This is a genomic window from Enterococcus sp. (assembly GCF_032555305.1).
In the GTDB taxonomy this organism is placed as follows: domain Bacteria; phylum Bacillota; class Bacilli; order Lactobacillales; family Enterococcaceae; genus Enterococcus_A.
Window position 1 is genome coordinate 1 of the sequence record NZ_JAWGOQ010000016.1, and the last position, 16156, is coordinate 16156.

Here is a 16156-nt window from a genome sequence, read left to right on the forward strand (position 1 = left end):
TACGTGTTTATCTGATAGCTTTTGCAGGATTTTAAAATACCAGTTTGAAATACTGTCTGGTGGAGTAGTTTATTGAAAGTAAAAAATTAATAAACCAAATTTCTTTTTTCTAGAATAAGTCTCATTATTGCAGCATTTAAAGACTTGTTAAATAACAAAAAGGGCCTTTTGGTGGTTTGACAACTATTGATTTATAGGATTATAGTCGAGGCGTGATCACAGAGAAAAATGGAAATAAGACAAAAAAGAATGTCTTTTCAACTCGTACACTTTCGTTGAATGATACACGACATTCGAATCAAACAAGGAGGTACAACGATGGAAAAGCCACTATTTACACCAACTCAGATCTTTTCGCTTAAACGCAAAACAATTGAAAAGCGAATGGATCGCTACTTTAACGACACCCATGACGCAAAACAAACGATCCAAATTTTGGTAGCGCTTCAGGTACGAGATGAACTGGCAGAAGAAGATTTTTCTTTCTGCATGATGGAACTAGTTCGGAGAATCCTGATGAAAAGCAAAACCTCGCGTACGCTGCGCCGCTATTATATTTATTTCAAGAATTATTTTTCTTCGAAGGAATGGAAAGTTGTCAGCTTGCGTTTATTTGCGGCCAAATCATTTATCAAAGAAAAAATCGAAAAAGTCATCAGCCAGTTTATTACAGAACCGTTGCAAGGTTTGGTGGGTTCGTGAACAGAACCAAAAAATTTAATGGATAAGGAGGGGAGATCATGGCAGATTTAGTCGCAAAATTTGAGAATAGTTTAGGCAGAAAACATAAACTACGGGTCAAAAAAGCCAATACCAATATTGAACCGGAAAAAATTAGAGCCTCACTGGAAAAACTAACAACGGTCGATCTTTTTCGAAATAAGAAAGACGCCCGATTATTTGATAAAGTCATCACCGCCAGCTTTTTCGAAGATTTCGACCATATAATCTTTGATAATAGCAGTGATGAAGTGATTGAAGTGACCGTGGGAGAAGCTGCGCCTGTGAACACGCAGGTAATGGACGAGCACGTAGTCGTTAGTGAACAGCCAAAACCATCGTTTGAAGAGATCAAGTTAACTGTTGTTGAAGAGAAAATGGTTGAACCGACTGTATTGAAACAGGTGCTAGAATTACCATTGGGCTTTAGGATGAATCATTTATTCCAGGAACAAAAACGCGCATTAATCGTCTCTAAAGTGCCGGAGGGCGGCAAGCCGCTAGAGGCGAATATCCACAACGAGGAGAATCCTGTCCGTATCGAGCTGCTAGTGGAGCTCAAAGAGGAAATAGAGGAGAAAGCCAATGCCTCACCGCGACAGGATCAGCGAGAAAAACAGAGCCTCTGGGACCGTTTGAAAAGCGAAGGTGGCTAGAATAAATCTATGAAAACCCGAGGTCCAGAGCAGCCGATAACCGCGGATTGGCTGCAAGGACTACGGTGTATTAAAGCTGCCCTTTTGGTTGACTCAACAGACTCAACAGAGCGATCTAGGCGATAAGAACCTTTAATTCTTGTGAAGAACATCGAAGTGAATCCTCCAAAAAGAAATCAGAGGAGTGCGCGCTAATCTGGTTCCTGAGTAGAGGATCACGTTGATTAAACTCACAAAGAGTTTGCGGCGATCATTCAAAAAGCGAGTATTCGCCTTGAGGATGCTCTCTCTTACGATTGTTAAAGTCTCGCTGTACGAGCACTGAATAGGCAGCAGGTTTATTTGTTATGGGTTCAGCTTAGTCGGATTAAGTACATATAATTATTTCGTAGATATGCTGAAAGGCATATCTCTTTGTGCTGAGAAAATTTGAACATTTAAATAACGTAATGCAAAAAAACTGTGGAAACATCACTACTCTAGTAAGTAGGGGATTATTTTCATAGTTTTTCTATTTTTAAAATGAGAAAAATTCAAAGTTCCAGTAGTTGGTTTTCCGACATTCTTTACAAAGACTAAAATAAAAGATTCGAATAACTATAAGACCTTATTATTGATTGTAGAAATTAAATTGTATAGTTGATTAAAGGATGTGTGTAAGTGATGAGGGATGTTTTTAAATAATCAGCGTCGTTTTGAAAGTAAGAGGAGAATGGGAATAGTCAAGTCAATCTTTATTGAGTTAACTCTGTTTTTGATTAATCATTGCACCATATTTATGTTAAAATTTTAGTAATAAAACTTTTTCAAAACTGAAATGTGAAATTCCAAATTTAGTCAATTGGACTTAATCATATTTGTGAACAGTTATACAATAGAGGCGTTTAAAGTGACATCAACTAATATAGAATAATGCTTGATTTTCATTATCGAACTGAAAACAAAATCGAATAAGAAAAGGGGAAATTATGGAAAAGAAAAAAATTGGAATTACTGAGACGGTACTAAGGGACGCTCATCAGTGTTTAATGGCGACACGGATGAGACTTGAGGATATGCTGCCGATATTATCGACACTCGATGCAATCGGCTTTGATTCTGTTGAGTGTTGGGGCGGAGCGACGTTTGATGCTTGTGTTCGTTTTTTAGGTGAAGATCCTTGGGAAAGATTAAGAGCAATCAAAAAGAGTATGCCGAATACGCCGTTGCAGATGCTTCTACGTGGTCAAAATATATTAGGATATCGGCATTACGCAGATGATGTGGTCGAAAAATTTGTCGAATTATCTGCTGCAAATGGGATAGATATTTTTCGGATTTTTGACGCGTTAAATGATGTGCGGAATTTACAGACCTCTTTGAAAGCTGTAAAAAAAGCAGGAAAAGAAGCACAACTGGTATTGGCTTATACGATCAGCGATGTCCATACGATTGATTATTATGTCAGACTTGCCCAAACCATGGAGGGGATGGGCGCAGATTCGATTTGTATCAAGGACATGGCTGGGATATTGACGCCTGCTCATGGCTATGAGCTGGTGAGTCGCTTAAAGGAAGCGATCCATTTGCCAGTGATTGTGCATACACATTCGACTAGCGGCGTCTCCTATATGACTTATGAATCAGCGGTTAGAGCTGGGGCCGATCGAATCGATACGGCGATCTCTCCCTTTAGTGAGGGAACGAGTCAGCCGGCAACGGAGTCGATTGTGATCGCTTTGAAAGAAGAAGGTTATGAAATACCTTTGGATATGGATAGCCTACAAGAAGCTGCGAATCATTTTCGTAAAATTAAAGATAAATATCTGGATGATGGACTATTGAACCCTAAGATGCTGACACCAGATCCGAGAGCGTTAATCTATCAGGTGCCGGGTGGGATGTTGTCAAATATGACCTCGCAATTACAACAAGCAAATGCGCTGGACAGATATGAGGATGTGCTGACAGAAGTTCCAAAGGTTCGCGCAGAATTAGGGTTTCCGCCGTTAGTTACCCCATTGAGCCAAATGGTCGGGACTCAAGCAACTATGAATGTCATTACAGGTGAACGTTACAAAGTAGTTTCAAATGAGATCAAGAGTTATCTGGCTGGTGAGTATGGGAAATCTCCGGTAGAAATCGACGAAGATTTTCGTCGTTCGATCATTGGTGACACAAAAGTCATTTCTGATCGTCCAGCCGATCATTTATCGTCAGAATTTACTTCTTTACAAGAAGAGATTGGTTCACTGGCGAAAAATGAAGAAGACGTATTGATATATGCCTTATTCCCAGAAGTCGGTAAGGAATTTTTAGAGAATCGAGCAAAGAAAAATGACGAGTTAGTAAAAGTTTCTGGATATTTGTAAAGGTGGGAGGTAATTATGCAGTATTCGATAGTAGAAATATTACGCTTAACAATCTTTTCGATGGCGGTCGTTTTTCTGATTCTGACATGTATCATGTTGCTGATCATGGGGATCGCAAAGATTTTTGCGACAACAGAAGATACCTCAAAACCAATCCTTCAACCAGAAAAGGAATTAGACACGAAGGAATTATTTGAACAGGATCCATTAGCAAAAGTCGCTGCGATCACCGCTTTAGCGGAAGCCAGTGAAGATGAATCGGGAAAAAAATTCAAAATTTCGACGATTAAACGTGTGAAATAAGTGAGGGATGGATAATGAAAAAATATGAAGTGACAATTAATGGACAAGTTTATTTAGTTGAATTGAAAGAAATTACCGATGAAGAAATCGTCCAGCAGGAGGCAACAACAAAAAATGCTGAACCTACAAAACGTACCGTGACGAATAATGATGAAACACCGGTGCCTGCGCCAATGGCAGGTAAGGTGCTGTCTATCGCAGTCAAGGTTGGTGAAAAGATCAAAAAAGGGGATACTCTCTGTGTATTGGAAGCGATGAAGATGGAGACAGCAGTTGTCGCGCCAAAAGACAGCGTCGTTATCAGTATTGATGTTTCAAAAAATCAGAATGTGGAGTCCAATCAACTGCTTATGGTGATTTAGGAGGAGAATTATGAGTGAAATAATCAATCAAATGATCGAAACTTCCGGCATCGCTAATCTAACTTTTAACAATCTATTTATGATCGCTTTGGCTTGTTTGTTCTTATATCTAGGTATTAAAAAGCAGTATGAACCCTATTTAATGATCCCAATTTCCTTTGGAATTCTCTTGGTGAACCTGCCGCTTGCAGGATTGATGACCCAAGGTGGAGATGGTAGTCCAGGTGGCTTGTTATATTATCTGTATCAAGGAACCAATCTAGGCATCTATCCCCCATTGATATTCCTTTGTTTAGGTGCGGCGACTGATTTTGGACCACTTTTAGCAAATCCGAAAACGATTTTGCTGGGTGGAGCCGCTCAGTTTGGTATTTTCGCTGCTTTTTTCTTGGCTGTACTGTTGGGGATGACTCCGCAGGAAGCCGCGTCGATCGGCATTATCGGTGGAGCAGATGGTCCAACGGCGATTTTCTTAACGACCCGTTTAGCACCTGAGTTATTATCCGCGATTGCATTGGCTGCATATTCGTATATGGCACTTGTTCCGATTATTCAACCGCCAATCATTCGCCTATTGACGACTGAAAAAGAGCGTAAAGTAAAGATGCAGGAATCACGTAAGGTGAACCAAAAAGAAAAGATTATTTTTCCGATCATGGTCACGATTTTTGTCAGTTTACTGGTACCGAGCGCGACGACCTTGATTGGGATGCTGATGCTGGGAAACCTAATTCGGGAATGCAAGCTGGTACCGAACCTTTCAAACACGCTGCAAAATTCCTTGATGTACATCGTGACGATCTTGTTGGGAGTGACGGTCGGTGCTAAGGCGGATGGCGATTTATTCTTATCGGTAACAACACTGAAAATCATTTTCTTAGGATTACTCGCCTTTGCGATCGGCACAGCAGCCGGCGTTTTGTTAGGAAAACTGATGTACCGTATGAGTGGAGGGAAAGTGAATCCAATGATCGGTGCTGCTGGAGTTTCCGCTGTTCCGATGGCAGCCCGTGTCGTGCATAATGAAGGGCAAAAAGAAGATCCAAGCAACTATTTGCTGATGCACGCGATGGGACCGAATGTGGCAGGGGTAATAGGTTCTGCGGTGGCTGCAGGAGTACTCTTAGCATTTTTCAGTTAGCCAGAAAAAAATTTCTTAATTATCAGGATTTTTTGTGTTGCGGTATTAATAAGGATTATCAAACTATCTAAGAAAAAGCCTGTCAGATGATGGGCTTTTTACATTTTTCGGTGAATTCATCGAATCAAATGCTGATGTGTTTAGATCCCGTAGCAGTGGGCTATTGATTGATCAAAAGGGTCATTGTAGAACTGTGTTGTTTTACATCTCATTTTATTCTGATTGAATTATCAGTGACCCTTTTAAAGCAAGAAATCAGATAATATAAAATCAATAACTGGAAACCATCTCCAAATTACAAAAAGACTGAAGTCGCCATCCAAAATTGGATTTTGTCTTCAGTCTTTTGATCAATTATTTTAGATTATTCATATTTATTAGACTGTTTCAACCATTTTATCTAAGGGGAAATCCTTATCTTTAGTCAGCTCCAGTGTGTTTCGGCGAAAGCGTTCATAACGCATCTCGCAATAATCAGCAAAATTCTCGCCTGAATAATGACGAATGATCGCCCAGACTGTCCACAGCAAGTCTTGGATGAGGATGTAGGATTTAATTTTCTGGATTGCATCTTCAGGAATTGTTTCTCCATAGTAATTATGAAGCAGCTCATTGATCTCTGTTCGATTCAAGCGAGTTTCCACGATGAAGGCAGCCAAATCAAAGTTCAAGTCGTTCAACCCCGAATACTCCCAGTCGATCAAATAATAATCATCATTTTCCCCTAATAAGAAATTCTCAGGAACGGTATCATTATGGCAGGGTACAAGCTCCACATTCCGAATATTTTCTTCGCAAAATGCAAAAGCTTTCTTTTTCAAAGAAGCGTAGTCAAAGAAGAAAACACCGTTGACCATTTTTACCACTTCCTCGTATTTTTCCAATTCCGCCCTCCAGCAGAAAATATTACGAAATGAGCGAGGCATCGTATGCACTTTCTTCATTAAGTCTGAAACGGCTTTAAGATTATTGGAAGAAGTAGGATTGACCTGCGCTAGATTATGACTGTTTGGAATGAAACGGCTGATCTTGATTCCTGTTTCAGCGTTGATGTAGACACATTCAGAATTAATCGAAAAATCTGCCACGATTGCTGTATTGAACTCTTCAATTTTTCGATCAATCATTACCTCAGTCAAAGGACCAGGTTGACGCACGATATATTCTTCACCGTGAATCTCCATTACGTAATTGTAATTTGTTAGTCCACCGGCAAAGCGTGAACGATCAAATACTAATGTCTCATCATTAAAAAAAGAGCGTAAGGTTTCAGTAAGTACCTTTGAGGTCTCTAATTGATACTGCTCGTATACATTATCCGTCACTTTTGGCACATCCATTTCTTCAACCGTCTTTCTGCAGCACAAAACCCTATAGCTGCAATATTTATGGAATATTATACTTCATAGAATTTGAAAAAAAAAGAGAATGACAAGTATCTGCAAAAACTAGCCAAAATAATTCTATTTTTATTATCAGCTAATAATTGTACAAGAATCTATCAATTGTACAATCTGTCGAAAAGTAATCGGTTGCAAAAATGCAAAAATCATCTATTAAATCTGCGATTTTCTCTTTCGTCTGCGTGATAGCATTGACTCATCGAACAAGAAAAAAAACGCACGCACCAAAAAGTAAGCAAGTAAGGAGAGGATCAATCGATGGAATATCGTGGAGATGAAGCGTTGGGATTAGTAGAAACGATTGGAATGGTTCCGGCGATTCAAGCGGCTGATACGATGCTGAAGGCAGCGGATGTCGTCTTAGTTTCCTATGAAAATGTAGGTTCTACTTTGGTAACAGTCATGGTAAAGGGCGATGTTGCGGCAGTGAAATCTGCTGTTGAGGCCGGCGCTGAGGTGGCTTCGAAGATCGGAAAAGTTACCGCATTTAATACTATGCCGCGACCGATTCGACCTATAGGTCATATCGTAATGGCACATGATATTGATTCAAACTAAAGAGGAGGCATAGAACCGGATGAATAATGCTTTAGGATTTATTGAAACGTTTGGCCTAGTTTTTGTCATGGAAGCAGCAGATGCAATGTGCAAGGCAGCGGATGTTGAATTGATCGGATATGAGAATGTTGCCTCTGGCTATATCTCTGTTCTGGTAAAAGGCGATGTAGGTGCAGTGCAGGCTGCAGTAGAAACAGGAGTTGAAGCGGTAGAAAGTATGGGCGGAGAAGTCTATTCCAAAAATGTGATCGCTCATCCGCATAACGATATTGAAAAAATCATTACTCGCTATTCCTTTGATGTATAAGAAAAGATAGGAAGTGAGACGAGCATGAAGTATCGAGTGGATAATGATCTGCTATCTATTCAAGAAGCACGGATAAACATCGAGCTTGCACGGGATGCGGCAAAGGAACTAAAGAGCTTTTCACAAGATCAGCTGGATGTCGTTGTCGAGCAAATGAGTCAAGCACTGCGTCCACATATCGAAAAATTGGCGAAGATGGCCGTGGAAGAGACTGACTATGGCACGTTTCACGACAAGGTGATCAAGAATCGTTTTGTATCAGAATACCTGCCGCAGCGGCTAAAGAACCAGCGATTTGTCGGCATTCTTGAAGAGGACAATGAACAAAAGCTGTTGAAGATCGGGGTTCCAGTCGGTGTGATCGTCAGCATGATACCCGCAACCAGCCCTATCTCCACGACGATCCATAATGTGTTGATCGCTGTGAAGGCGGGAAATGCGATCGTTGTCTCACCACATCCACGATCGAAGGAAACGGTTCGCGGTGTGATCAAGTTATTAGCCAAGACAGCGGAAGAGGCGGGCTATCCACCAGGAGCAATCAGTTGTATGCAGCTGATCTCAAAAAAGGGAACGCAGGAATTGATGGAGCATCCAGATGTTTCCTTATTAATGGCAACGGGCATTCCTAAGATTATCGACAAGCTGAAGCATTCAACGAAGCCGTATATCTATGGAGGCAGCGGAAATGGCCCAGTCTTTATCGAAAGAACTTGTGATACTAGGCAAGCTGTTAAGGATATTATCGATAGTAGAACTTTCGATTTTGGCATGGTTTCTTCCGCAGAGCAGTCAATCGTGGTGGATCAGCCGATCAATCAGGAAATAAAAAATGAATTCAAACGTCAAGGAGCTTACTTCATGACGGAGGATGAAAAGCAGAAACTGTTAAATCTTTTATGTAAAAAGGATGGGTCACTGAATCCAGCTTATGTCGGCAAATCGGCTGCATATTTAGCTTCTCAAGCGCAATTGACCGTTCCGCCTGATACGAAGCTGTTGATTTACGAACAGCCATATGTCGATGAAAGCAATCCATTTGCACAGGAGTTTCTCAGCCCAGTCTTGGCCTATTATGTAGAAAATGATTGGCAGCACGCATGCGAACGGTGTATCGAGTTATTAATGGAAACATTGAAGAGCCATACATTAGTTATTCATTCGCGAGATGAAGATGTGATTCGGATGTTTGCCATGAAGAAGCCAGTCTCTCGCATGTTGGTGAATACCCCTTCGACTTTCGGCAGTATGGGGGCAACGACGAACCTGTTTCCTTCTATGACCCTTGGTAGTAACGCTTTTGGCATCATGGCTTCCAGTGATAATATCTCGCCGGAGCATTTAACAACGATCCGCAATATCGGGTATGGCGTCAGGGGGATTGAAGAATGTTTTGATAAAAAAAAGAATGACGAAGCAGAAGAAACACTTGAAGCTGTAATTAAGCAATTATTGGAAAAAATAATGAAGCGAGGTGATGAAAATTAATCAAACGTTTTCACTTAATACAAAAATCATTTTCAATCCAGGTTCGCTAAACGAGTTATCAAAGCTGCAGGGTGAAACAGCCTTGATCATCTCAGACAAAATTCTCGAGGAGATTGGATACGTCAAGACAATCAAGGGTTACCTAGCAGAAGCTGGACTGACGAGTCATGTCTTCACAGATGTGCGACCAGATCCAGACACCAAGATTTTAGCAGATGGTTTAAAGATTATTCAGGAGATCAAACCTGATGTTTTGGTAGCGATGGGTGGCGGCTCAGCGATTGATGCGGCAAAAGGGATTTTCTACAGCGCCCATCAAATGCTGGGAGATGCTTTTCAACGGCCGTATTTTGTGGCAATTCCGACAACCAGCGGAACGGGTTCAGAGGTAACGGACTTTTCTGTAATCACGGCAGAAGGGGACAAGATTGTACTCGTCAATGATTACATGGCACCTGATTTAGCCATTTTAGATTCAGATTGTGTTGCTAGCGCACCAAGAAAAGTCGTTATTGATACTGGGATGGATGTTCTAACGCATGCGACTGAAGCCTATGTTGCTAATGATGCGACAGATTTTACTGATGCTTTAGCAGAAAAAGCTATCCGTCTGTTATTCGAAAATCTGCTGTTAATCGCCGAGGACATCAATAACGAAGTTGCCAGAGACCATGTTCACAATGCATCTTGCATGGCAGGGATCGCCTTCAATCAAGCAGGCTTGGGGATCAATCACAGCTTAGCCCATGCGATTGGCGGAACGCTGCATCTAGCACATGGACGCTGCAATGCTCTGTTATTAGAAGAAGTGATTGCATTCAACGGGGAGTTAGAAAAATCTGCAAATAATCATGCAGCGAAGCGATATGCGAAGCTGGCTGAATTATTGGGACTGCCAGCGAGAACGGTTCGTGAAGGATTAGTCAGCTATATTGATGCGATAAAGAAATTGAAGAAACAATTAGGGATTGAGTCAGGATTTGCTGACTTGGGAATCGAGGCCGATACCTATCAAGCTGCGATTGAAAAAATGGCAGAGGCCGCTATGATGGATCGTTGTACACCAGTTAATCCCATCAAGCCGGCAAAAGAGGAGTTAATTAAGATCTATAAAAAAGTATATTAAGGAATGTGAGGTTTGTTCATGAATATTAATGAAATTTCCGAAAAATTTGCGGATGTTACAGCGAATATGTCACCAGAAGAACGCGCCGCAATGCTGAAGCTTTTCCAAGGAATCTCAAAAGAGCTGAACGCGCAAGAAGGTTCAGTATCTGCCTGCCGACCAGGAACAACTGAGTCGATCGCTGTCCAGGTGGCCGATGGAGCTGAAACCTATCCGGAAGGTATGACACAGCGCTTAAAGGATTTAAAAGACAATTACTTGAAGGCAGTACCGTCAATTACCACACATCGGGCTAGAGCTTTTACAAAAATGATGAAAGAAAATCCTGGTATGCCTAGGATCATGCTACGGGCAAAGGCCTTTCGCTTAGCCTGTGAACAAGCACCATTATTGATTCAAGACAATGAATTGATCGTCGGACATCCATGTGGGGCACCAAGAGCGGGAGGCTTTTCTCCAGATATTGCCTGGCGTTGGATGCGGGATGAGATTGATACGATCCATGAACGTCCGCAGGATCCTTTCTACATTTCTGATGAAGACAAACGGATCATGAAGGAAGAATTATTCCCATTCTGGGAAACTCGTTCATTGGATGAAATCTGTGAAGACCAATATCGCGAAGCGGGATTATGGGAGTTTTCTTCTGAAGCATTCGTAAGCGATTTGTCTTACCACCAAATTAACGGCGGTGGAGATTCCAATCCTGGCTACGATGTTATCTTGATGAAAAAGGGCATGAAGGATATCCAAAAAGAAGCGTTAGATCATTTAGAAGGTCTTTCAATGGAAAATCCAGAAGATATCGACAAAATCTACTATTACAAATCAGTCATCGATACAACAGAAGGCGTAATGGCATATGCGAAACGCTTATCTGATTATGCATATGAGTTAGCAGAAAAAGAGAATGATCCAAAACGTAAAGAAGAGCTGAAACGTATCGGAGAAGTCAATGCTCATGTGCCAGCGAATAAACCAAGAACATTCCATGAAGCTCTGCAAACGGTCTGGACTGTTGAATCATTATTCATGGTAGAAGAAAATCAAACCGGTCTATCGGTTGGCCGTGTCGATCAATATATGTATCCATTTTATGAAGCAGACAAAAAAGCCGGCCGTTTGAATGACTTGATGGCATTTGATTTAGCTGGCAGCTTCTTAATTAAATGTTCAGAAATGATGTGGATATCAAGCGAAGGTGGGTCGAAATTCTTTGCTGGCTACCAACCATTCGTCAATATGTGTGTTGGCGGGGTGAAACGAGAAGGTGGAGACGCGACCAATGATTTGACTTACTTATTGATGGATGCCGTTCGTCATGTTGGTGTGTATCAGCCATCATTAGCTTGCCGAATTCATAATCAATCACCGCAGAAATATCTAGAAAAAATCGTAGACGTTGTTCGTGCGGGACTAGGCTTCCCAGCTTGTCACTTTGACGATTCTCATATCAAGATGATGCTGGCAAAAGGCTTCAACATGGAAGATGCGAGAGATTACTGCTTGATGGGCTGTGTAGAACCACAAAAGGCTGGACGTCTGTATCAATGGACTTCGACTGGGTATACACAATGGCCAGTGGCGATCGAATTCGTATTGAATCGTGGAACGATGCTGTGGTGTGATTTGAAACCTGGATTGGATCTAGGCGGCTTGGAACAGTTTGATACTTATGAAAAATTTGAGGCAGCTGTGAAGGAACAAATCGCCTATATTACCAAACTTTCAGCGGTCGGCACAGTTATCAGTCAGCGTGTCCATCGCGATGTTGCGCCTAAGCCGCTGATGTCCTTGATGATGGAAGGCTGTATGGAAAGTGGCCGTGATGTTTCGGCAGGCGGCTGTGTTCATAACTGGGGACCAGGCTTGATTTGGTCTGGCTTAGGAACTTACGCAGATTCAATGGCAGCGATCAAGAAGCTCGTCTTTGATGAGAAGAAATATACTTTGGAGGAAATGCGTGATGCAACGAAAGCAGACTTTGTCGGCTATGAAAGACTTCATGCTGATTGCTTAAACGCGCCAAAATACGGGAATGATGATGACTACGCGGATTTGATTGCGGCAGATATCGTGAACTGGACAGAAAATATCCATAGCCAATACAAGACTCTCTATTCAACATTCAGTCATGGTACATTGTCGATCTCAAACAATACACCATTTGGTGAAATGACCGGTGCAACTGCCAATGGACGCCGTGCTTGGACACCATTATCCGATGGTATCAGCCCAACACAAGGTGCTGATAAAAAAGGACCGACTGCGATTATCAAATCCGTTTCTAAAATGGATGTGGCAGCGATGAATATCGGCATGGTTCACAACTTCAAATTATTACGAGGCTTGTTAGAAACACCAGAAGGTCGTCAAGGACTAATCACCTTATTAAGAACGGCATCTGTTTTAGGTAATGGTCAAATGCAGTTCAGCTACGTCGATAACGAAGTATTGAAAGCTGCACAAAAAGATCCAGACAACTATCGTGATTTGATCATCCGGGTAGCCGGCTACAGTGCGTATTTCACTGAGTTATGTAAAGAAGTTCAGGATGAAATCATGAGCCGCACGATGCTAGAGCACTTTTAAAAATGATTAAGGAGAACAAAGGGGATTATGACGATGGAAACAATTCAAATAGAAAGAAAAGCGCGAATATTTAATATTCAAAAATATTCGATCTATGATGGTCCAGGAATTCGTACTTTGTTCTTCTTCAAAGGGTGCCCACTTCGCTGCCGCTGGTGCTCCAATCCAGAAAGTATAGATCGCAAATACGAGGTTATGTTCCAGAAGAATATGTGTATCGATTGTGGAGAATGTGTCAAGGTCTGTCCAATGAAGATCCATAAAATGGACCCAGAAGCGGGTCATTACGTGGACCGCACAATCAATTGTGCCGGCTGCCGGGCTTGCGAAGCTGTTTGTCCGAAACGAGCGATTTCGATCGCTGGAGAAGATCGCTTATTGTCTGATCTTTTAGAGATCGCGATCGAGGATATTCCCTTTTACCAAACTTCAGGAGGCGGTGTGACTCTGGGCGGGGGTGAAGTGACGACTCAAACCGAGTTTGCGACCAATTTTCTGATGGAGTGCAAGGCACATGGGATTCATACCGCGATCGAGACCTGTGGGCATACCTCCTTGAAGAATTTGTTGAAGATTGGCGAGTTTTGCGATTTATTCTTATACGATTTGAAGCATATCGACTCAGAGCGTCATTTGGAATTAACCGGTGTACGCAATGAGCGTATTTTGGAAAACATAAAGGGCTTGATCGAAAATCGAAAAAATATCAAGGTTCGGATGCCGTTAATGAAGGGCTTGAACAATGATCCGGACACGATTCATCGAACAATCGAATTTCTTCAGCCCTATAAGAATCAACGGAATTTCCAAGGAATTGATCTTTTGCCGTATCACAAACTAGGCGTCAATAAATATGATCAGCTGGATCAGCTTTATCCAGTCACTGAAGACTTGTCCATGAGCGATGAAGATTTAGATTTGATCGAGGAGCAAATCTTGACCTACGATTTCCCTGTGAAGGTCATCCGACATTAAAGAGGTGAAAAGATGGAAAGAATCATTCAAGAATCCGTTCCTGGAAAACAGGTGACGTTGGCTCATGTACTTGCCTCGCCGATGCCAGCCATCTGTGAACGATTGGGTGTCGAAAATTCCGGTTCTGTTGGCGTCATGACCTTTACCCCATCAGAGACAGCCATTATTGCGGCGGATGTCGCCACAAAAGCCGCTGACGTGGAAATCGGATTTTTAGATCGTTTTACCGGTTCACTGGTCATCACTGGTGATGTGGCGAGTGTCGAGACTTCTGTCGGTTCTGTGAATCAGATGCTTAGTGAGATGTTAGGCTTCACTGTCGTCAAGGTTACACGAACATGAAGAAGCATCTCATGATTATCGGACCAGCCAACAGTGGAAAATCGACCGTCGCTAATTGGCTGAATGAAACAGACCGCCCTTTAAAGAAGACGCAAGATGCCATTTACGGCAGGTATACGATTGATGCTCCGGCTGCTTATCTGGAGAATGATTGGATGTATCGTTATCTTTTCTCCATCTCGCAAACCGCGGGACGGTTGCTGTGTCTGGTCGATGGAAAACGGCTGACGAATCTGTATCCGCCAAATTTTGTCAGAGCATTTAATTGTCCAGCGACTGGATTGATCAAGGCGCCTGAGACAGACGCGGAAAAACAGGTGGCGATCAATTATTTGAAAGCAGCTGGAATCGATGAATGGTATGTATTTGATACAGCAGACGAAAAACTAAGGACGATGAAAGAGCAATGGATCGCGGAATTGGGAGGAAAAGATGAGGTTTATCACTGAACAAGACATTCGAACAACGTTTATCCAAACTCCGTTTGAGGTCTATCCTCTGCCTGCTGATACGAGGCTGACACCGGAAGCACGACAGTTTCTAGTTGATCGGAAAATAACGATCATTAACGGAGATACCAAAAAGCTTCCAAAAACAGTAGTCGTAAAAAACCAGGAGAAACCGGACCTTGAATTAACCTCGTCACTCTTTCTCTTAGCTGTCAGTTTGATGGTAGAAGCAGATCCGGTGCTGGCGGAAAAACTCTCGCAGCTTTATCAGCGAATGCAAGAGGCATCCTCGCTAAAAGCAGAACCTGAAGTTGTTGAAGAGCTTGAGGATCTGGAAATTACGATGTTCCATGTTCTGCTGCCTCACGGTAAGGAGCTTGCGGTACTGAATTTGCTGCAAACGCAGTTGAATCAAATGCTTGCGAGTGAACCAAAAGATCCGACCCATAAACCGATGTACAGCGAATTTCGTCGTATAAGATGTGAGCTCATTTGCATAATGAAAAAAATACTAGGTGGTGACGTTTCATGATGGAAGTAAGAAATACTTTTTCCTATTGCAACCAATTGATTTCTGATTTTGAACAAACAATCAGTACTCCTAAAAAAAATCAAACAACGATTTACTACACTGGGGTCGATCTAGGAACATCCTGTATCGTTCTTTCTGTCTTGGATGCTGACCATCAGCCGGTTGCCGGCGCGTATCGTTATGCGAGTGTTGTCAAAGACGGCATGGTTGTCGATTATTTAGGAGCGATTCAAATTGTTCGGGAATTAAAGGAACAGCTGGAGGAACAACTCGATGCTGAGTTGACCTATTGCGCCGTAGCAATTCCTCCAGGAACCGAGTTCTTAGACGGCGGTGTGATTCGTCATGTCGTTGAGGCAGCAGGTTTTGAATTAACGGCTTTACTAGATGAACCAACTGCAGCCAATGCCGTTTTAAAAATAGAAAACGGTGCGATCGTGGATATCGGCGGAGGAACAACGGGTATCGCGATCATTGAAAATGGAAAAGTCATCAGTGTCGATGACCAAGCAACAGGCGGAACACATTTTACATTGGTCGTATCAGGTGCCTACAAGATTCCCTTTGAAGAGGCGGATCAATACAAACGAGATGGGGCTCATCATCAGGAGCTGTTACCAGTATTGACACCGGTGATCGAAAAGGTATCATCGATTGTTTCTGAATATATTGCGCAGCATAATGTTCATGAAATTTATTTAGTTGGCGGAACTTGTTGTCTCACCAATATTGAAACAATCATCGAAAAGAAGACCGGTATCACGACCTATAAACCGGATAATCCGATGTTTGTAACACCATTAGGAATTGCTTTGAACTGTACCGATCAGGTTCTTTAGGAGGAGAGTGAG

The 16156-nt window shown here is 42.1% G+C and carries 17 protein-coding genes; 16 read left to right on the forward strand and 1 reads right to left on the reverse strand.

Annotated features, from left to right (window positions below; genetic code table 11):
• Positions 1-318 precede the first annotated feature (318 nt).
• From E6139_RS12520 to E6139_RS12545, 6 genes are all read left to right on the forward strand, one after another.
• Positions 319-702, forward strand: coding sequence for a hypothetical protein (locus tag E6139_RS12520; protein ID WP_316403406.1), 384 nt, complete (start codon positions 319-321; stop codon positions 700-702).
• A 38-nt stretch (positions 703-740) separates the two neighbouring features.
• Positions 741-1376, forward strand: a complete 636-nt coding sequence (locus E6139_RS12525) for a hypothetical protein (protein WP_316403407.1) — start codon at positions 741-743, stop codon at positions 1374-1376.
• Between the two features lie 968 nt (positions 1377-2344).
• Positions 2345-3727 (forward strand): oxaloacetate decarboxylase subunit alpha, encoded by a 1383-nt coding sequence (locus E6139_RS12530; RefSeq protein WP_316403408.1) that lies wholly within the window; start codon positions 2345-2347, stop codon positions 3725-3727.
• 15 nt (positions 3728-3742) lie between these two features.
• Positions 3743-4030 (forward strand): OadG family protein, encoded by a 288-nt coding sequence (locus E6139_RS12535; protein ID WP_316403409.1) that lies wholly within the window; start codon positions 3743-3745, stop codon positions 4028-4030.
• A 14-nt stretch (positions 4031-4044) separates the two neighbouring features.
• Positions 4045-4392: a DUF2118 domain-containing protein gene (locus E6139_RS12540; RefSeq protein WP_316403410.1), complete on the forward strand. Its 348-nt coding sequence runs from the start codon at positions 4045-4047 to the stop codon at positions 4390-4392.
• A gap of 10 nt (positions 4393-4402) precedes the next feature.
• The gene (locus E6139_RS12545; RefSeq protein ID WP_316403411.1) at positions 4403-5533 is read left to right on the forward strand and encodes a sodium ion-translocating decarboxylase subunit beta; all 1131 of its coding nucleotides are present in this window, start codon (positions 4403-4405) and stop codon (positions 5531-5533) included.
• 377 nt (positions 5534-5910) lie between these two features.
• Here E6139_RS12545 and E6139_RS12550 read toward each other — a convergent pair whose 3' ends face one another.
• Positions 5911-6873 carry a phosphotransferase gene (locus tag E6139_RS12550; protein WP_316403412.1) on the reverse strand — a complete coding sequence of 321 codons (963 nt, stop codon included), beginning with the start codon at positions 6871-6873 and terminating at the stop codon, positions 5911-5913.
• Positions 6874-7194: 321 nt separating this feature from the next.
• Between E6139_RS12550 and E6139_RS12555 the strand changes: the two genes are divergently transcribed.
• From E6139_RS12555 to eutJ, 10 genes are read left to right on the forward strand one after another with little or no spacing between them, the layout of a single operon-like run.
• Entirely contained in the window at positions 7195-7494 is a 300-nt protein-coding gene (locus E6139_RS12555) for a BMC domain-containing protein (protein ID WP_316403413.1), read from the forward strand.
• Between the two features lie 19 nt (positions 7495-7513).
• Positions 7514-7801, forward strand: coding sequence for a BMC domain-containing protein (locus tag E6139_RS12560; RefSeq protein WP_316403414.1), 288 nt, complete (start codon positions 7514-7516; stop codon positions 7799-7801).
• Positions 7802-7825: 24 nt separating this feature from the next.
• Positions 7826-9289, forward strand: coding sequence for an aldehyde dehydrogenase family protein (locus E6139_RS12565; protein ID WP_316403415.1), 1464 nt, complete (start codon positions 7826-7828; stop codon positions 9287-9289).
• On the forward strand, positions 9279-10415 hold the full coding sequence (locus E6139_RS12570; protein ID WP_316403416.1) for a 1-propanol dehydrogenase PduQ: 1137 nt from the start codon (positions 9279-9281) through the stop codon (positions 10413-10415). Before E6139_RS12565 ends, E6139_RS12570 begins: the two co-directional genes overlap by 11 nt.
• 18 nt (positions 10416-10433) lie before the next feature.
• Positions 10434-13007, forward strand: coding sequence for a choline trimethylamine-lyase (gene cutC / locus E6139_RS12575; RefSeq protein WP_316403417.1), 2574 nt, complete (start codon positions 10434-10436; stop codon positions 13005-13007).
• Between the two features lie 33 nt (positions 13008-13040).
• On the forward strand, positions 13041-13982 hold the full coding sequence (cutD, locus tag E6139_RS12580; RefSeq protein ID WP_316403418.1) for a choline TMA-lyase-activating enzyme: 942 nt from the start codon (positions 13041-13043) through the stop codon (positions 13980-13982).
• 12 nt (positions 13983-13994) lie between these two features.
• The gene (locus tag E6139_RS12585) at positions 13995-14324 is read left to right on the forward strand and encodes a BMC domain-containing protein (RefSeq protein WP_316403419.1); all 330 of its coding nucleotides are present in this window, start codon (positions 13995-13997) and stop codon (positions 14322-14324) included.
• Positions 14321-14773, forward strand: a complete 453-nt coding sequence (locus E6139_RS12590; protein WP_316403420.1) for a EutP/PduV family microcompartment system protein — start codon at positions 14321-14323, stop codon at positions 14771-14773. The genes E6139_RS12585 and E6139_RS12590 overlap by 4 nt, the downstream gene beginning before the upstream one ends.
• Positions 14757-15305 (forward strand): hypothetical protein, encoded by a 549-nt coding sequence (locus E6139_RS12595; protein ID WP_316403421.1) that lies wholly within the window; start codon positions 14757-14759, stop codon positions 15303-15305. Before E6139_RS12590 ends, E6139_RS12595 begins: the two co-directional genes overlap by 17 nt.
• Entirely contained in the window at positions 15305-16144 is an 840-nt protein-coding gene (gene eutJ, locus E6139_RS12600) for an ethanolamine utilization protein EutJ (RefSeq protein ID WP_410470535.1), read from the forward strand. Before E6139_RS12595 ends, eutJ begins: the two co-directional genes overlap by 1 nt.
• Positions 16145-16156: the final 12 nt, after the last annotated feature.